Raw genomic sequence first — 16,269 nt, 5'->3', positions numbered from 1 at the left:
GAACTGCAATCGTTAGATCCCCCACACCCCCGCTAATTTGGGGGCTTAGTTCCCTCCTTTTTAAGGAGGGTTAGGGAGGATCTCCCCTTAACCGAGTAGTATTGACACCTCATCCCCCCATTCCCCGATCTCTACTTCACATCTGGATGCAGAATAATTAAATGAAACTCGTGTCTAGTTTCCAGCTTGAGAAATCGTTGCTGTAAAGATTGCCATTGCTGCCATAAATCGTAACGATTTTTGGTAAGTAAAGTTGCTAAAGTCGGAAGCTCCTTACTAATTTTCGATTTCAATACATCTTGCAACCATTCATCTAAAACCGCGCTATCTTGCATGGAACCCAAAACTTCTTGGATATTTCTGACTTGTGCAAGATAATTCGCATATCCTTCACCATATAAATTAGAAAACAATTCCATCTGATAGCGTAGTCTTTTACCTTGCTTGCGTAAATTATGCAGATTTTCTGCTTCTGTTAATAATTGTTTATCTACTTTCTTCTCATCAAAGTCTGTAGAAACAACAACTTTATTCTCTTTGACTTGAGTTCCAACTAACCAACCCGGATGTAGCAAAAAGCTGCTTACTTCCGGTAAAAGTAAATCTGGTAACGCTTGTTTAATTGTCAAATTTGCTAGTGGTTGATAGCTCGGTTTTTCCAACCATTCTTCTAAGCCTGTTTTTAAAGACTTATAACGTTCGGTTTTAAACAATGCCTTAACATCGGCTGCTGCATCGACACGTTGTTTCTCTAAAGTATCAATAACGTCATCTAAAATCAATCTTTCTTTTTTAGGTAACTCTGGTTTATATGTAGTCCCCAAAGTTTCTTTTAATACATCTAAATCTCTTAACGAACCAAGACAACCGGCAATTTTTTTGATGTTTTTTTCATTTACCGATTCAGGAAAATTGACTACGGAATTGAGACTAGTTACAGTAGTACGCAAACGACGCATACCAACGCGCATCTGGTGTAGAGCTTCAGCGTCTTTATCATTTTTGACAGCTTTTTCCCACTTCCAGGTTTTCTTAAAGTGCTTTTCAATTGCACTGTAAGTGTAGTCTCTTAAAGTTTTTACTGTAGTTTTTGTAGCTACCGTCATAGCACCTCAAATGATAAAAATAATGTTTCAGTTCATAGAGATTATTAAATATTATCATCAGGTTAATATTTATCTACCAAGCTTGATATTTTTTTACATTAATTCAGTTATATATATACGACCTAATCTCTATCTTAAGAAAGATTACGGATTATTTTTTTACGGTGAGATATATTTCAATACTTTTGTTACTAATACATATTGAATTACAAGGATTATTAAAGGTTGGAAATGTAACTCAATATTTATTAGGTTCAAGTCAGTGTAAAAAATGCATCAGCCGCATCATTGCTGATGTTTTACAGTTGAAACAACTAAACGCTAACAAATAACTGTGGCTGATAGGTTCCCATAGTTACAAATCGAAAAAATCCAAATCTGAGAAATTGGATGTAGAGTATTTTTCGAGTGTTCCGCCACATAATTTATAAGGGGTTAATCATTGTTCGTAGTAGCGCTGTCTTGGCATCCGAATTCCGGAATCCGGAGGCGAAGACAGCGCTAAGTAGGTAGGCATAATTAAATGTAAGATGTCATTGCGAGGAGGAACGACGTTAGCGCAGCGTCTCCCCAAGGGAGATAGCAACCGCAGTGACTGGGATTGCTTCGTTCCTCGTAATGACTGAGCGTATTATATTTATTTGTATTAACCCACTTACTACAAACCCGTCAAAATTAATCAAAAGGATTACAAAGAATTCTCAATTCAATCGGAAATAAACCGGGTTTGTTAATCGTTGCTACTAACCACTATCAATCACAAATTCGTAGAAATTGCATTAACTGGACAAGTAGGAATACACTGCTCGCAAACAATACAGCGAGAACGAGTAAACGTTAACTTAAAACTTTGGGGATTAAGAGTAAGCGCTTGTGTCGGACAAACCCCAGTACACAACCCGCAGTGAACGCAAGCTTCTTCATCGATGACAATTTCTCCTAAACTAAGCGAAACGGTGATATTTTGCTCGCGCATCCACTGTATAGCTGCATCTAACTGATCGATATCCCCAGATAATTCCACAACCAGCTTACCAATTTGATTGGGAGCAACTTGAGCGCGGATAATATTGGCAGCGACATTAAAATCCTTAGCCAGTCGATAGGTAACTGGCATTTGAACCGTGCGTTTCGGGAAAGTGATGGTAACTCGTTTTTTCATTTTGGATTTTAGATTTTAACAACGGATGCTTTTGTTTTAGATTTTGGATTGGTAATTGGTAATTATTTCCCCTTGTCCCCTTGTCCCCTTGTCTCCCTATCTCCCCATCTCCCTATCTCCCCATCTCCCCTTGTCTCCCTATCCCCCCTCTCCCCATTACTCATTGCCCGTCTGATGTTTTTATTTTCGTAACGGCTCTAATAAATGGAAGCAGAGAGTTAAACTTATATGAAATAACTTGTTAAGATTTTATAAAATGAGTGTTATGAGTACGGATTCGTCCTTAAAATCCCAGGAAAAAGCAGAATCGAATTTTGGAATACGTGTGCGAAATTTTTTGATTGTGACGGTAGCCGTAGTTTTGTCAGTAGCCTTATTTTTGGGACTACGAAGCGAAACCAGTTCGGCTTCCCTGGCTGACTTAGATAAAAATTCCACACCTTTGCAAGTTGCTTTGAGTAATGGAAAACCATCTTTAATAGAATTTTACGCGAATTGGTGTACTGTCTGCCAGAAGATGGCACCCGACATTGCCACGCTGGAAACAGAATACGCCGACAAAGTAAATTTCGTAATGCTGAATGTAGATAACAGTAAGTGGCTACCGGAAATGCTGCAATATCGCGTGGATGGAATTCCGCATTTCGTGTTTTTAGATAAAAATGCTCAAGCCCAAGCTGAAACCATAGGCGATCAACCTCGTACAATCATGGGAAGTAACCTAGAAGCCTTGATTGCAGGTTCGACTTTACCTTATGCTCAAGCTAACGGTAGAGTTTCGCAATTTTCATCAACCACTTCAACTGGTAGTAATGAAGACCCACGCAGTCACGGCAGTCAGGTGGTGAATTAATATGCTTATAACGGCTTCTAGACTGGCACGTAGTTTTCTTGTAAGCAAGATATGCTTGCGTGGGTTTAAGATAGGTGAGGTTGTATTAGCTACAACATCGCTTGTAGCATTTCGTTCAAAACACAATTAACCTCAACTATTCTTCCCATAGCTGGGAAATATGATGTTACAGCTCCTAATCGTTGTTATTTTTGTTATTTCAGGTTCAGCCCTCTGTTCTGGAATCGAAGCGGCTTTATTCTCGGTTTCCACGCTAAAAGTTAGACAGTTAGCGCAGTCAAAAAATCCATCCGCAGTAGCACTATTGGCGATTCGCGAAAACATGAATCGACCGATCGCTACTATTGTAATTCTTAATAATGTTTTCAATATTGTTGGTAGTATTCTTACAGGTAACATTGCCAGAACAGTACTAGGAGATACTTGGTTAGGCGTATTTTCAGGAATATTGACATTCCTAATCATTATTTGTGCAGAAATTATTCCTAAAACCGTCGGTGAACGCTACGCAGAACCAATTTCTTTATTAGTTGCTATTCCTGTTGCTGGATTAACTTTAATATTTACACCTTTGGTATGGGTGTTAGAGAATGTTACAGCACCTTTTACTAAAGGCAAAAAGCAACCAACAACTAATAAAGCAGAAATCATGTTGTTGGCAGATATTGCTCATCAAGAAGGAATAATCGAACGCGATGAAGCCCAGATGATTCAGCGGGTGTTTCAGTTAAATGAACTGACAGCAGCAGACTTAATGACACCCCGAACAATCCTTACATATTTACGCGGCAACTTGACTCTTGCTGAAGCCAAAGCAGATATTATTAGTTCGCAACATACAAGAATTATTGTAATTAACGAGACGATTGATGAAGTAATTGGAGTTGCCTTAAAGCAGAATTTACTTACAGCAATGGTAGAAGGAAGGAAAACTCAAAATATTGGCACCTTAACCCGAAAAGTCGGATTTGTACCCGAAACAATTCGCGCTGACAGATTAATGAGAAACTTTCTCGAAGCACGCGAACATATAGCTGTAGTAGTAGATGAATACGGTAACGTTTCGGGAGTAATTACTTTAGAAGACGTACTAGAAGTCATAACTGGTGAAATTGTTGACGAAACCGATAAAACCATCGACTTGCAGGCGATCGCCCGCAAAAAGCGAGAAAGAATGTTGCAGTCGATGCGCTTTGTTTATCGCTCCGTAGAAAATAAACGGTAAATCAGTTAGGAGTTAGGAGTTGGGAGTTAGGAGTTAGGAGTTAAGAATTAGGAAATATCTCCCCATCTCCCCATCTCCCCATCTCCCTCTATTGCCCGTTCCCCGTTCCCTGTTCCCTTATCATTTCCATGTAAGCTTTGGGGTATATCAATAGGAAAAAACCCATCCAGGTTAATAAAGGAATAGCTACCAAAATAGTTAACCAAACTTTGTGAAATAATAGCCAGCTTGCAGTAATTAAAGTTATTCCGGTGAGTAATATAGACCAAGGTTGACACCACCAAGGTTTATATTGCCATACGCTAGTAGGTTTTTGGGGAGTCATGTTTTTGATTGATTTTAATTTATTTAAGAGGTTTGTAAAATTGAATTTAAAGTATTGAGCCAGTGATAACAAGGTTCATCTATTGGGGCTATGTCTTGTCGCTGTTGCGCTAATGATTCAGTGTATGCTGTAATCCATGCTTCTGCTAGTTGTTGCTCTGTAACTATATTGTTTTGTACACCTCGATTAAATTGTTTTTTAATCCAATCTCTAAAAGTTAAAATTTCTACAGTAATATCAAAATATTCTTCAATTTCTTGAATACGAGACGTAACTTCCTCTCGTCTTTGGGGTTCTACACTAGTTACAAAACCAGCCAGCAGAATTGTCGGATGTGCTTCTATTTTTTCTGTAAGTTCTTCAAGTTCATCTCGTAAATAAGCTTTACCATACTTGGCATCCCATGATTCGATAATTTGATTGGCTTGCAATATTTCAATATCACCTATATTGCCGTATTTTTTATTTGCAGAACGCATTTGTGATAGCTTTCTTAAAATGCCTTGTGGAAATAAATTAAATTCTTGCATTGCTTGCATTAAACTATGCATGGCTATTTCCATAATTCGTGCTGCATAATCTGACTCATTAATATGCCTTAATATCAGTTCGGTTATAACTTGTTGGTTTACATTTCCTGTTTTAGTTAAAAAATTTGTGAGATTATTTAAAATTTGTACAACTAAATCTTTAAAATTTTTTGCCTGATTGAGCAATTGCGATAAAAGATAATGTAAAGCTATTTTAGGATTAATATCATTAATCTCAATTGCTTCCACTAGATTTATCCATTCCAATCGGGCACCTCTAATATTAGCTTTATAAACTGATGAATAAGGATAATTTTCAGCAAGAGAGCGTGTCATCATAATTCCATCTGCGTTTAATCTAAGCAAGTCATATTTACGCAGTACGGGAGTTATATATTGCTTATCTAAAGGACGCATTGGTATACCATCTTGCCATGAGAAGTTGCTTTTGCTTCTACTGCCTTTGTGTAACCTAATACTTTGTGCTGGCTCAATAGCTTTTATACATAGCTGCATCACTGTTAATCCAATTAATGCTCTACCAACTTCACTTGTAAGAGAATCGACTAGCTTTTTAAGTTTATCTATATAATTTTGATCAATTTGTAAAAAATCAATTTTCTCGACATTATCGCGACAATAAACAATTTGCTTCTCTAAATAATTATCAGAAAGTTCGCTCGTAATTTTTATATATCTTTGTTTTGCAGCTTCACTCATGGCACCTTCGATAAAAACTTGTGTAGTTCCATCAGGTAAAACAAGCTCGCTTCTATGGTTAAATACTCGTAAATGCACTTCACTCATTGATATTGCCTAAAGTTTTTCGTAATTGTACGCTTCTTGGTGTTAATGTCGGAAAAGCATAGGGGATTAAATACTTACCTTGAGGTATTTGAGAATTAGTATTGTGATTTCTTACTTCATAACCAATGCTGCGTAATGATTGAAGATAAGAAAATATATTTTTTGGTGCGACTCCCCATAGAGATGCTAATTCAGAAGCCGATAATTGCTTTGCAACTCCTATACCCCTGACTGAAGATTGAAGTATACGCCATAAAATATCGGCTTTTAACTCGCCTTCAAAATTCATGATTCCAGTAATTTTAGGGCTGTATTGGTAATAACCAGAAAGCTGAACTAAATCTGCCATACCTGTAATTTCTAGAAGTTTTTCTTCAAAAGCTTTCCAAAGTGCTGTAAATAAATGTATGTCTAACTGTTTAGCACATAGCTTTACTTTATCAGTCTCTAATACCCAATTTTCATTACCCCAACAAGGTAATACATCTATAACGAATTCGTTTTGATTTTCTTGTATTTCAGCAGATTGAGCTATAATTACCCAGCAATTATCATTCAATTCATATTCAATATTGATTTTTGTGCTTTGAGAAAGTTGATGTTTACTCCAAGTAAAATCATCTGAAAGATATCGCACAACTTGCTCTTTAGTTGCGCCTTTTTTAATTAATATCGATTTGGGGTTTTTATTTAAAAAAATAATTCTTTCTTTAGCTTTTTGAGCATATATTTTTGTTAACTGGCGCTTTCGTCTTCTAAATCCTAACTGTTTATTTTCTGGTAAGTAGTGCATGGGAAATGGTAGCGCTACAGCCATAACACTATCTAAAATACTTAAAGCTAAAATTCGACCTAACTGGGGTGGAACAGAATTTCCGATTTGTTCTATACAAACCTGACGATTACCAACAATTTCATAAGCATCAGGAATAGTTTGCAAACGTTTTAATTCGGCAATTGTAAATTTCCGATTTTCCCAACTAAAAGGACCTGTATATTGTCCGCCTTGTGCCTTAATTGTCCTTACTGGCATTTTGGGGTCGGCTTTATAAAGAAAGTCGGAAAACTTGGAACGCCAGCTAAATACAGGATTAGGATGACCCATTTCTTCTGTATAAAAACTATAGTTTAATCCTGGCGGTATATCATTAAGAAGATGTCCGTATTTTCCGTTAATTCCTTCTTCAATTGATTCTGATGTATCAACTTTGATAAGTGCATCTTTAGCAGTTATTAAAGGTTCTTGCCCTGGAGAATCGGGGCCATGTGTAGGATAAGGGAAGAGATAATTACCTTCTTTCAATCCTACAATAAATAAACGTTCTCTATGCTGTGGAACTCCATAATCTGCTGCATCGAGAATCCTAAAATAAATTTTGTAACCAGCATTCTTAAAAGCATCTTGTATCGCTTGCCAATCTTTACCTTTTTGCGATCCAATAATTCCATAGACATTTTCAAATAGAAATCCTTTGGGCTGCAATTTTTTTAGCAAACGGACATATTCTTTAAATAAAGTACCGCGAGAATCATTTGTACCCGAAACACCAGCAGCCCTACGCCCAGCCGCAGAAAAGCTTTGACAAGGTGGTCCACCAATTATAAAATCTACTTGTAAATCAGTACTAGGAAAAAAATCTTTGATATCAATACAAATTGGTTGAGAATTTTCTAACCATTTGCCAGATATTGAGTTTTTTTCTAATGTTTTAACGTACTTATCTTCAAGTTCAACCATTTGCACAATATCGAAGCCAGCATCATGAAATGCAATATCCAATCCACCACCACCGGAAAACAAACTTAATGTCTTGATAGGAGCATAATTTTGCTTGTCAAGCCACTGACGTATTGATAAACCAAATTTATCTGGAAATACAGATTTATCTTTAATTTTAAGCGCTTCTAGTATTTCTTGAAACCATGTAGCTTCTTGTGAGTGGCTATTAGTAAAATCTAAAGGTAACGATAGCTGTTTCATCTTTAATCAGAACTAAAGTTCTTACTACAAACTATAGAAAATATAGGGCAAGCCCAGAAGCCCACCCTATAATAAATCACTATTAAATTTAAAACTTAATATTTACCTTTCCACAACTTCCCTTACCAATTGCGCTAATTTCTGAGCACTTTCGGGAACTGCTACTGTCTTGGCATTTTCGCTCATTTCTTGCAACTTTTCAGGAGACTGCAATAATTCCAAAACTTGATTTTTCAGTTTCTCGGCGGTTAATTCTTTCTGTTGAAATAATATCCCCGCTCCTGCTGTTGTATATACTGCCGCGTTGTAGGTTTGATGATCTTCTGCTGCGTAAGGGTAAGGAATTAAAATCGCTGGAGTACCGCATACGGCTAATTCTGTGACGCTACCAGCACCGGAACGACTTATCGCTAAGTTTGCTCGTTGTAATAACGCTGCCATGTTGTTATAAAATGGCATCGAAATATACTGAGGATGTTTGAGACTATCGGCTTCTGGATCTTGATCGCCAGTTAAATGGACTACATAAGCACCAGCCTCAAACCAAGAGTAAGCACTTTCGCGCACCAATCTATTTACAGATACGGCCCCTTGAGAGCCACCAAAAACTACTATTACGGGTACATCTTGGGGAATTGGTAAATCTAATGATGCTTCAATTCCAGGTTCTAAAAATGTAGCGCGTACAGGAGTACTAGTATATATAGTTTTCTTCTTAGGTAAATATTTTGCAGCAGCTTCAAATCCCACCGCTACAGCATTACACCAAGGACCAAAAAAGCGAGTTACTTTACCCGGTATTGCGTTTGATTCGTGAAGGATTACAGGTAAGCCTAGAGAACGAGCCGCAATCACTGCTGGGCCGGAAATATAGCCTCCCGTCGTGAAAACTCCGTCAAATTTGCCTTGTTTTAAGATTTTTCTAACTTGTAGAATTGAACCAATGAGTTTACCCAAGGTGAGTAATGAAGAAATGCCAAAACCTTTTTGGAACCCTTCAACTCCAATGGTATTCAATTTATACTGTTTGGGAACCAGCTGCGTTTCTAACCTGTTAGGGACACCCAGCCATTCAATTTGATAATCTGGCAATTGTTCCGCAAGTGCGATCGCCGGAAATAAATGTCCGCCAGTTCCGCTGGCTGCTATAAGTAATCGTATAGGAGCGTCTTGCATTAACCCTTTACCCTGTTAGCGCCGTTCGGTTATAAGATAAAACAATTTCCTGGTTTTATGTAGGCTCATCCGGAATCTCACCTGTAAAGGGAAGTTATAGAATGAATAATACATCAAAACAGCAAATAATTACTGTAGTTAAATTACCTACAACATTATCATCAATGCCTAACTTTAATACATTAAGAACCGCACGAAAATCAAGAGTTAATAGTAGCCGTTGGGCAATTTTATTTATCTTGACACTCGGCTTATCTACTGCTTGGAAAACCGCCGATGCGAATCAACCACAAAATACACCTTCCCAAGCCCAAATTCTTTTAACGCAAAGTAAACCACAAAATGCACCTCCTCAACTCAAAACTTTATTAACTCAGATTGATGCAGCTGCAAATCGCCGTAACATCAAGGGTGTAATGAACTTTTATAGCCCTCGTTTTGTTCATGGAGACGGATTAAACCGTTCCAGCATGGAACAAGCTGTAAATTCTTTGTGGAAAAATTACCCAACTTTGAGATACAGTACCAAACTAGAATCTTGGAGTAGCCAAGGCGATAGTATTATTGCTGATACGGTAACAAATATAGTTGGTTCACCTTCGGCGAATAATAATAAATTAGGCATGAATGCGACGATTAAATCGCGTCAGCGTATTGTTAACGGTAAAATTATTCGTCAAGATATTTTATCAGAACGCACTGAGCTTAGTTCCGGTGTCAATCCTCCCAAAGTAGATATTAATTTACCCGACCAATTAAAAGCCGGACAGCGCTATTATTTTGATGCTATTGTCAACGAGCCTCTGGGTGATAGCTTCCTATTGGGTGCAGCTTTAGATGAACCCGTACAACCAGGAAAATATCTCAATCCTACACCTGTAGACTTGGAATTACTTTCCGCAGGTGGAATATTTAAAGTTGGAAGGGCACCAACAGCCCCCGGTAGTCAATGGATTTCTGCCGTATTGGTACGAGGAAATGGTATGACTATGATTACTCAGCGCGTACCAGTAGTGGGAAGATAATAATAAGTTAAGAGTTAGATTGCGCGGGTGTGTTACGGCACGAGATAATTTGATTGAAAGATTATTCCCTTTGATAATGCCGTAACGCACCATTATTATGAAATTAAAAATTAAGCTTAAGTCTCAATTCTTAACTCCTAACTCCTAACTCCTAACTCCTAACTTTTATTTATGGCTTCAATTCAAAATCAAAATGTCTTAATAACTGGTGCAAGTAGCGGTATCGGTGCATCTTGCGTCAAATATTTTGCACAAGCGGGTGCAAAGTTAATTTTAGCTGCGCGACGGTTAGAACGCTTGCAGCAAATTGTGGAAACTTTGCAATTACCATCCGAAAATTTTCATTTAGTAGAACTTGATGTACGCGATCGCAATGCTGTAGAATCTGCTATATCGAAATTACCGAGTAAATGGTCTAATATCGATATTCTGATTAACAATGCCGGTCTTAGTCGCGGTTTAGACAAACTTCATCAAGGTAGCTATCAAGACTGGGAAGAAATGATTGATACCAATGTAAAAGGTTTGCTTTATCTGACTCGCTGCGTAGTTCCAGGGATGGTTGAACGTAATAAAGGTCATGTAGTTAACATCGGTTCTATTGCCGGACATCAAACTTATCCCGGTGGTAATGTTTACTGTGCTACCAAAGCCGCAGTTAGAGCAATTTCCGAAGGTTTAAAACTAGATTTATTAGGAACACCGATTCGTGTAAGTTCGGTAGATCCCGGTTTAGTAGAAACAGAATTTAGTCAAGTGCGATTTCATGGAGACAATGAAAAAGCCAGCAAAGTATATCAAGGATTAACTCCCCTCACTCCCGATGATATAGCCGATGTCGTGTTATTTTGCGTAACTCGTCCGTCACACGTTAATCTCAGCGAAATATTGTTAGTACCAGTCGATCAAGCTAGTGCAACGATGGTGAATCGGAAGGGTTAATTATTAATTTGTAGTTTGTAGTTTGTAGGTTGGTTTAGACACGGAAATACATTTGAGAAATACCGATAATTGATAATATCGTGTCGTAACCCAACATCACGACTATTTAAAAACATACAAGTACCCTTTCATAAAACTCACCTTTAGCTTTAATATAACTCTCCATATCTTTACCTTCAAAACTGCTCTTAAGTTTATTTATTTGAATTAACAATTCTGGTTGATCGATGAACAAATCTCGTAATTGAGCAAAATAATCTACCTGCGAACCTGCAATTACAATTTGCACACCCACAGAAATAACAAAGTTTTTTTCCTCTTTAAAAGAAGCAAAGCAGCTTGTCCAGTTTTCTAGCTGATGAATGTCATACAAACTCTTAAGTTGCTCAACGGTTAAAACAAATTGTTCCTCTTCCACACGCACCAGCAAGTCTAAATCGCCTTTAGTCAAAGCATTCGGAACAGATGTAGCACCAATATGTTCAACTTGAGCGTATACTAATGCCTCAAGAATCTGTTGTTTATGCTGCTCAAAAAGGGAATTTACTTGTGCGATATATTCTAATGATGGCTTAAAAAAATGAACTCGTTGCATATATTATTGTGGAATGAGTATTAAGTAACAGTTTCACTCAAGAACTTCCCACGTATTAAGAGGAACTGCTGGAGCAATCAAGTCTCCTAATATTTCACCACAACATTCATTGCTCCAAAAGTTGCACGTAGTGGTTGATTTGTAACAGGATAAACAACTACTAACGGTTCACCTTCATGGGTAACAGTTAAAAGTGTTTTGTTGCGCTGTACTTCTTGAAATAATTGCTGGATAGTTTCGGGTAATTCGTTGTCATTAATTTGTTGCATAAGATAATATTGTTTATTCACAATTGTGATGTTGGGTTACGACACGAAAATATCAATTGTCGTTACAGCTGAATTTGGTAAAAGTGTCTAACCCAACCTACCAATCACTTAACAAATCGCTAATCATTCCATAAGGATGCTCCATCATCGAAGTATTGCAAAAAACAAGCAGACGTTGCAGTACAACGTCTCTACATTATTATTGGGTTTTAAATACAAATATTGCACTACGAACTCATAACGAATATGATTTATTTAAATTTCTTAATTCCTCAAAGATGAATAACCTTGTAATTGGAGCGATCGCCAGTTTAGCAGCTGGGCTTGCTACCGTAATTGGAGCCTTACCGATATTGCTGCCAATTAAAATAACCAAGCGAGTACAGGGAATAATGCTGGGTTTTGGTGGGGGAGTGATGTTAGCAGCAACATCATTTTCATTGATAATACCGGGAATAGAAGCAGCAATCGATCAAGGTTATTCAAAGGCGATTGCCGCTTTAATCATGGTAGGGGGGATAATGCTAGGTGGAGTGTTTTTGCAATTAGCGCACCGCTTTTTACCACACGAACACTTTTTTATGGGTAAAGAAAATTCTCAAGGTAGTAATTTAGCCAGAGTTTGGTTATTTATTTTAGCGATTACAATTCACAACTTTCCTGAAGGATTAGCTGTAGGTGTAAACTTTGGAAATAATAATATTAGCGATGGCATTCCCGTTGCTTTAGGAATTGGTTTGCAGAATATTCCTGAAGGCTTAGTAGTAGCATTATCTTTAGTAGCAGAGAAGTATTCGCGAGGTTATGCATTGTGGATTTCGCTGCTTACAGGTTTAGTAGAACCGATTGGTGGTTTGATTGGTATAGGTGTCGTGAGTATTGCAAATTTTATTTTACCTTGGGCAATGGGGTTTGCAGCCGGAGCAATGTTGTTTGTAATCAGCGATGAAATCATTCCCGAATCTCATCGTCAAGGTTTCGAGAAAGAAGGAACTATCGGATTAATGTTTGGATTTATGCTAATGATGTTTTTAGATACTGCATTAGGGTAATTGGGAATGGGGAGATGGGGAGATCGCACAGCCACTGATAGGGGCGGGTTCCCAAGGCAGCGCGTTGCGCGGGTTCCCCGCGTTGTAGCGACTGCCGCCGACAGTCAGGCAAGTGGCGCAACCCGGAGGGGGAGACAAGGGGACAAGGTGACAAGGGGACAAGGAGAATAATTACTCATAACTCCTAACTCATAACTTTTAACTTTTTATCATGGCATCAAAAACAGAAAATAAAATAGATTTTACTCAAAAACTTATTGAATTAATGCAGCAAAAAGATATTTCTAGTTTTAAAGCTTTAAGTAAATTAGCTGGTGTTTCCGAATATCAGATACAGCGTTTGCGAAGAGGAGAAATTCAGCAAATGCGTTTAGAGTTTTTAGTAAAACTATCGCAAGCTCTACAAATAGATTTAAGCGAATTGATAAATAGTTTTTCGACAACAGATTTAGTTAAACAATCAGCATCAACCCAACAGTCATCATCGGAAGATATAAAAAATTTAAAAAAAGAATACGAACGCTTGCAAAATAAATTAGAAAATCAAGAACAATTATTGCTTTCTCAGTTTCAACAATCGATTTTACAAATTCTTGAATCATTATTAATTCAATTTCCTACAGCCGCCAGTAGAGCAAGGGAAAATCGTCAGCTACCAGCAGCGAATATTATTCCCTTGATAGAAAAACCGATTACAAGACTTTTGCAAGAATGGGGAATTGAAGCCATTGCTGAAGTAGGTACAGAATTACCCTACGAACCCGAAATTCACCAATTAATCGAAGGTAACGCGCAACCCAGTCAAAAAGTCAAAATTCGTTATACAGGCTACCGTCAAGGAGATAAGTTATTGTATCGAGCCAAGGTGAGTCCGGTTTAAGGAGATGGGGAGACAAGGAGACGAGACAAGGAGACAAGGGGATAAAAAACCATCACTCGCTACTCACTACTCCTCACTCTTAACTATTCCCAATGCCCAATCCGCCATGCCCAATTCCCAATCTAAAACAAAAACATCCGTAAGTAAAGGTACGGTAATGGGTCTTTCTATTAGTTACTAAATTATTACTGAAAGACATGGCGGTTCAATCGAATGTATTTCCCAACCTGGAGAAAGAAGTGAATTTATTATTTTAATTCCGCTTCAGCAACAATAAGTGATGTCGTGGCTTTTGTCATAGGCTATAGCGGTTTTCAGTTGGATAGAATACATTTTTACCTCACCCCCTTCCCCTCTCCTTGTTAAGGAGAGGGAAGCAGTACGGCGGGGTGAGGTTCGCCAAGTGTATTGCACTCAAATGAAAAGCGCTATATCTACCACCAGGGAGCAAGACGCTCCCACTACAAATGGATTGTGTATCAAAAAGTCAGAATTAATACTAGTATTCAATGTTTTAAACAATACATATTTTTGTCTGTCAATAAGTTAAGGTGCCATCCTTGCATTTACTATTTAATAATTTAATATCATATCGATTTATATAATTGTTTATATATTTAATGTTTTAATTCATAACTGTTAATTAAGAGACTATGCCCTGGCAAGTTGTCATTAAATGAATTATGATTAATATGGATTAAAATAATAGACGTTTTTTGTAGTAAAAATACTGAGAAACTATGACTGAGCATATTAAAGTAGTTCAACCCAGTGGTGTTTTAGATGCAACTAGATCCCAAGATTTTAGGGAAGAAATTATTAAATCGCTAGAAAGCAAACCAAAAATGGTGTTGGTAGATTTAAAAGATATTACTTTTATGGATAGTTCGGGTTTAGGTGCTTTAGTCTTAGCATTTAAAACCTTAAGAGCATCGGAAACCAAACTGGTACTTTGTTCGATTAACGAGCAAGTCAAAATTTTATTTGAGCTGACTGGAATGGATAAAGTTTTTGAAATCTTTTCCAATCAGGATGAATTTAATCAAGCTGTACTTACCCCTTCCGCGCTTAATTAAAGCCGATTTGAAGTATAGATAAATCATCATCAAAGGTGTTTTTTGAATTCAAATCGACAAGGCAGTTGAGAATATTTTCTAGAGGGCTGCTAGAAACGTGATATAAGCGCTGAACCCTTTGGATAAAATTCTCAAGTCCCATAAGTTGACCATCAGATAAACTTATTTCATAAGCACCATCACTAAAAATATACAGGGTGCTGTTTTTCTCAATTTTGCAAAAACCATTAACATATTGAACCTCTGGAAACATACCTATTGGCATTCCAGGGGTTTTTAATAATTGGAGATCGTTATTCTCAGATAATAATATCGCAGGTGGATGACCGGCGCTTGAATAAACTAACTCTCGCTTGATTTGATTGTAAACCCCATACCAAATAGTAAAGTATTTATCATTTTGATAGCTCATTTGGAAAGTATTGTTTAATGCGTTAAGTACCTCTTTGGGTTGATAATAATTTAAGTCTTTTAGGGCACGCGAACGTAGTAAATTTAATACCGAAATAGAAGGTAAAGTCGCTTTGAGTCCGTGTCCTGCGGTATCGAGCAGGTAAATTGCGAGATAATCCGGTTCTAACCAGTAATAATCAAAACAGTCGCCACCAAGTTGCTGTGAAGGAATAAATGTATAATTAATATTAAAAGGATGTATCATTGGCGCTGGCAAAAGAGAACGCACGTAATCCGCAGCCTCTGATAATTCTGCTTCTAAAATTTGCTTTTGAGCCTTCAAGTCTTGACTCATTTGATGCAACCGTAAACCAGCCCTCACCCGCGCTCGCATTTCATTCTGTTCAATGGGCTTGGTAATAAAATCATCAGCACCAGCATCCAACCCTTTAACGCGATCGTCTACGGAATCCAAGGATGTTAAAAGAATAAAAAATGTAGTTGATAAATTGGGGTCTTTCTTGATATAACGACATACATCGAGTCCACTTAATCCCGGCATTAACCAGTCACAAATAATCATAGCCGGACGTGAAGCTACGGCCTTTTCTATTCCATTTTTGCCGTTGCTGACTGCAACTACTTGATAACCCTGCTTTTCCAGCATCCTTTTCAGCAAAATTTGAACGGCTGGGTCATCATCAATTACTAATATTTGAAACATAGAAAGTAGCCGTTTAATTAAAAATAATAATAAATAAAATAGAAAATTAAATAAATCTCTATTAATTTTGACCCCGATTTACTAGAAAATTACTAGAAAGCAGAGTAAACCCTATATAACAGTAAAATCTATCCATATCATATGAACG

The 16,269-nt window shown here is 37.4% G+C and carries 16 protein-coding genes; 7 read left to right on the top strand and 9 right to left on the bottom strand.

The window, feature by feature from the left end; genetic code table 11:
* Nucleotides 1-131 precede the first annotated feature (131 nt).
* Nucleotides 132-1,106: a CHAD domain-containing protein gene (locus ACM03V_RS04505; protein ID WP_414619563.1), complete on the bottom strand. Its 975-nt coding sequence runs from the start codon at nt 1,104-1,106 to the stop codon at nt 132-134.
* 757 nt (nt 1,107-1,863) lie between these two features.
* Nucleotides 1,864-2,268 (bottom strand): NIL domain-containing protein, encoded by a 405-nt coding sequence (locus ACM03V_RS04500; RefSeq protein ID WP_414619562.1) that lies wholly within the window; start codon nt 2,266-2,268, stop codon nt 1,864-1,866.
* A gap of 265 nt (nt 2,269-2,533) precedes the next feature.
* Between ACM03V_RS04500 and ACM03V_RS04495 the strand changes: the two genes are divergently transcribed.
* Both ACM03V_RS04495 and ACM03V_RS04490 read left to right on the top strand, forming a co-directional pair.
* Nucleotides 2,534-3,121 carry a thioredoxin family protein gene (locus ACM03V_RS04495; protein ID WP_414619561.1) on the top strand — a complete coding sequence of 196 codons (588 nt, stop codon included), beginning with the start codon at nt 2,534-2,536 and terminating at the stop codon, nt 3,119-3,121.
* Between the two features lie 163 nt (nt 3,122-3,284).
* The gene (locus tag ACM03V_RS04490) at nt 3,285-4,346 is read left to right on the top strand and encodes a hemolysin family protein (RefSeq protein WP_414619636.1); all 1,062 of its coding nucleotides are present in this window, start codon (nt 3,285-3,287) and stop codon (nt 4,344-4,346) included.
* A gap of 88 nt (nt 4,347-4,434) precedes the next feature.
* On the opposite strand, the gene ACM03V_RS04485 is transcribed toward ACM03V_RS04490, so the two are convergent.
* The 4 genes from ACM03V_RS04485 to murG all read right to left on the bottom strand — a co-directional run bounded on the left by ACM03V_RS04485 (nt 4,435) and on the right by murG (nt 9,165).
* Nucleotides 4,435-4,671, bottom strand: a complete 237-nt coding sequence (locus ACM03V_RS04485) for a DUF6737 family protein (protein ID WP_414619560.1) — start codon at nt 4,669-4,671, stop codon at nt 4,435-4,437.
* 23 nt (nt 4,672-4,694) lie between these two features.
* Entirely contained in the window at nt 4,695-6,008 is a 1,314-nt protein-coding gene (locus ACM03V_RS04480) for a hypothetical protein (protein WP_414619559.1), read from the bottom strand.
* Entirely contained in the window at nt 6,001-7,989 is a 1,989-nt protein-coding gene (locus ACM03V_RS04475; protein WP_414619558.1) for a DNA cytosine methyltransferase, read from the bottom strand. The genes ACM03V_RS04480 and ACM03V_RS04475 overlap by 8 nt, the downstream gene beginning before the upstream one ends.
* Nucleotides 7,990-8,091: 102 nt before the next feature.
* A complete protein-coding gene (murG, locus tag ACM03V_RS04470; protein ID WP_414619557.1) occupies nt 8,092-9,165 on the bottom strand; it encodes an undecaprenyldiphospho-muramoylpentapeptide beta-N-acetylglucosaminyltransferase in 1,074 nt (357 codons plus the stop codon).
* Between the two features lie 164 nt (nt 9,166-9,329).
* Here murG and ACM03V_RS04465 point away from each other — a divergent pair, with 164 nt between their 5' ends.
* The gene (locus ACM03V_RS04465; protein ID WP_414619635.1) at nt 9,330-10,190 is read left to right on the top strand and encodes a nuclear transport factor 2 family protein; all 861 of its coding nucleotides are present in this window, start codon (nt 9,330-9,332) and stop codon (nt 10,188-10,190) included.
* A 171-nt stretch (nt 10,191-10,361) separates the two neighbouring features.
* The gene (locus ACM03V_RS04460) at nt 10,362-11,132 is read left to right on the top strand and encodes an SDR family oxidoreductase (RefSeq protein WP_414619556.1); all 771 of its coding nucleotides are present in this window, start codon (nt 10,362-10,364) and stop codon (nt 11,130-11,132) included.
* Between the two features lie 106 nt (nt 11,133-11,238).
* Here the strand turns inward: ACM03V_RS04460 and ACM03V_RS04455 are convergent, their stop codons facing one another.
* Together ACM03V_RS04455 and ACM03V_RS04450 are read right to left on the bottom strand one after the other, a co-directional pair.
* On the bottom strand, nt 11,239-11,727 hold the full coding sequence (locus ACM03V_RS04455; protein ID WP_414619555.1) for a GrpB family protein: 489 nt from the start codon (nt 11,725-11,727) through the stop codon (nt 11,239-11,241).
* A gap of 86 nt (nt 11,728-11,813) precedes the next feature.
* The gene (locus ACM03V_RS04450; protein ID WP_414619554.1) at nt 11,814-11,996 is read right to left on the bottom strand and encodes a type II toxin-antitoxin system Phd/YefM family antitoxin; all 183 of its coding nucleotides are present in this window, start codon (nt 11,994-11,996) and stop codon (nt 11,814-11,816) included.
* A 278-nt stretch (nt 11,997-12,274) separates the two neighbouring features.
* On the opposite strand from ACM03V_RS04450, the gene ACM03V_RS04445 reads away from it, so the two are divergent.
* The 3 genes from ACM03V_RS04445 to ACM03V_RS04435 all read left to right on the top strand — a co-directional run bounded on the left by ACM03V_RS04445 (nt 12,275) and on the right by ACM03V_RS04435 (nt 15,004).
* On the top strand, nt 12,275-13,048 hold the full coding sequence (locus ACM03V_RS04445) for a ZIP family metal transporter (protein WP_414619553.1): 774 nt from the start codon (nt 12,275-12,277) through the stop codon (nt 13,046-13,048).
* Between the two features lie 211 nt (nt 13,049-13,259).
* Nucleotides 13,260-13,928, top strand: a complete 669-nt coding sequence (gene grpE, locus ACM03V_RS04440; RefSeq protein ID WP_414619552.1) for a nucleotide exchange factor GrpE — start codon at nt 13,260-13,262, stop codon at nt 13,926-13,928.
* A 740-nt stretch (nt 13,929-14,668) separates the two neighbouring features.
* Nucleotides 14,669-15,004: an STAS domain-containing protein gene (locus ACM03V_RS04435; RefSeq protein ID WP_414619551.1), complete on the top strand. Its 336-nt coding sequence runs from the start codon at nt 14,669-14,671 to the stop codon at nt 15,002-15,004.
* Here ACM03V_RS04435 and ACM03V_RS04430 read toward each other — a convergent pair.
* The gene (locus tag ACM03V_RS04430; protein ID WP_414619550.1) at nt 14,997-16,121 is read right to left on the bottom strand and encodes a PP2C family protein-serine/threonine phosphatase; all 1,125 of its coding nucleotides are present in this window, start codon (nt 16,119-16,121) and stop codon (nt 14,997-14,999) included. The two genes, ACM03V_RS04435 and ACM03V_RS04430, sit on opposite strands and share 8 nt — an antisense overlap.
* Nucleotides 16,122-16,269 lie beyond the last annotated feature (148 nt).

This window comes from Calothrix sp. CCY 0018 (assembly GCF_963920925.1).
Classification (GTDB): domain Bacteria; phylum Cyanobacteriota; class Cyanobacteriia; order Cyanobacteriales; family Nostocaceae; genus Rivularia.
The sequence above is the reverse complement of the archived record's forward strand: the minus strand, read 5'-3'. Positions and strand labels throughout refer to the sequence as shown.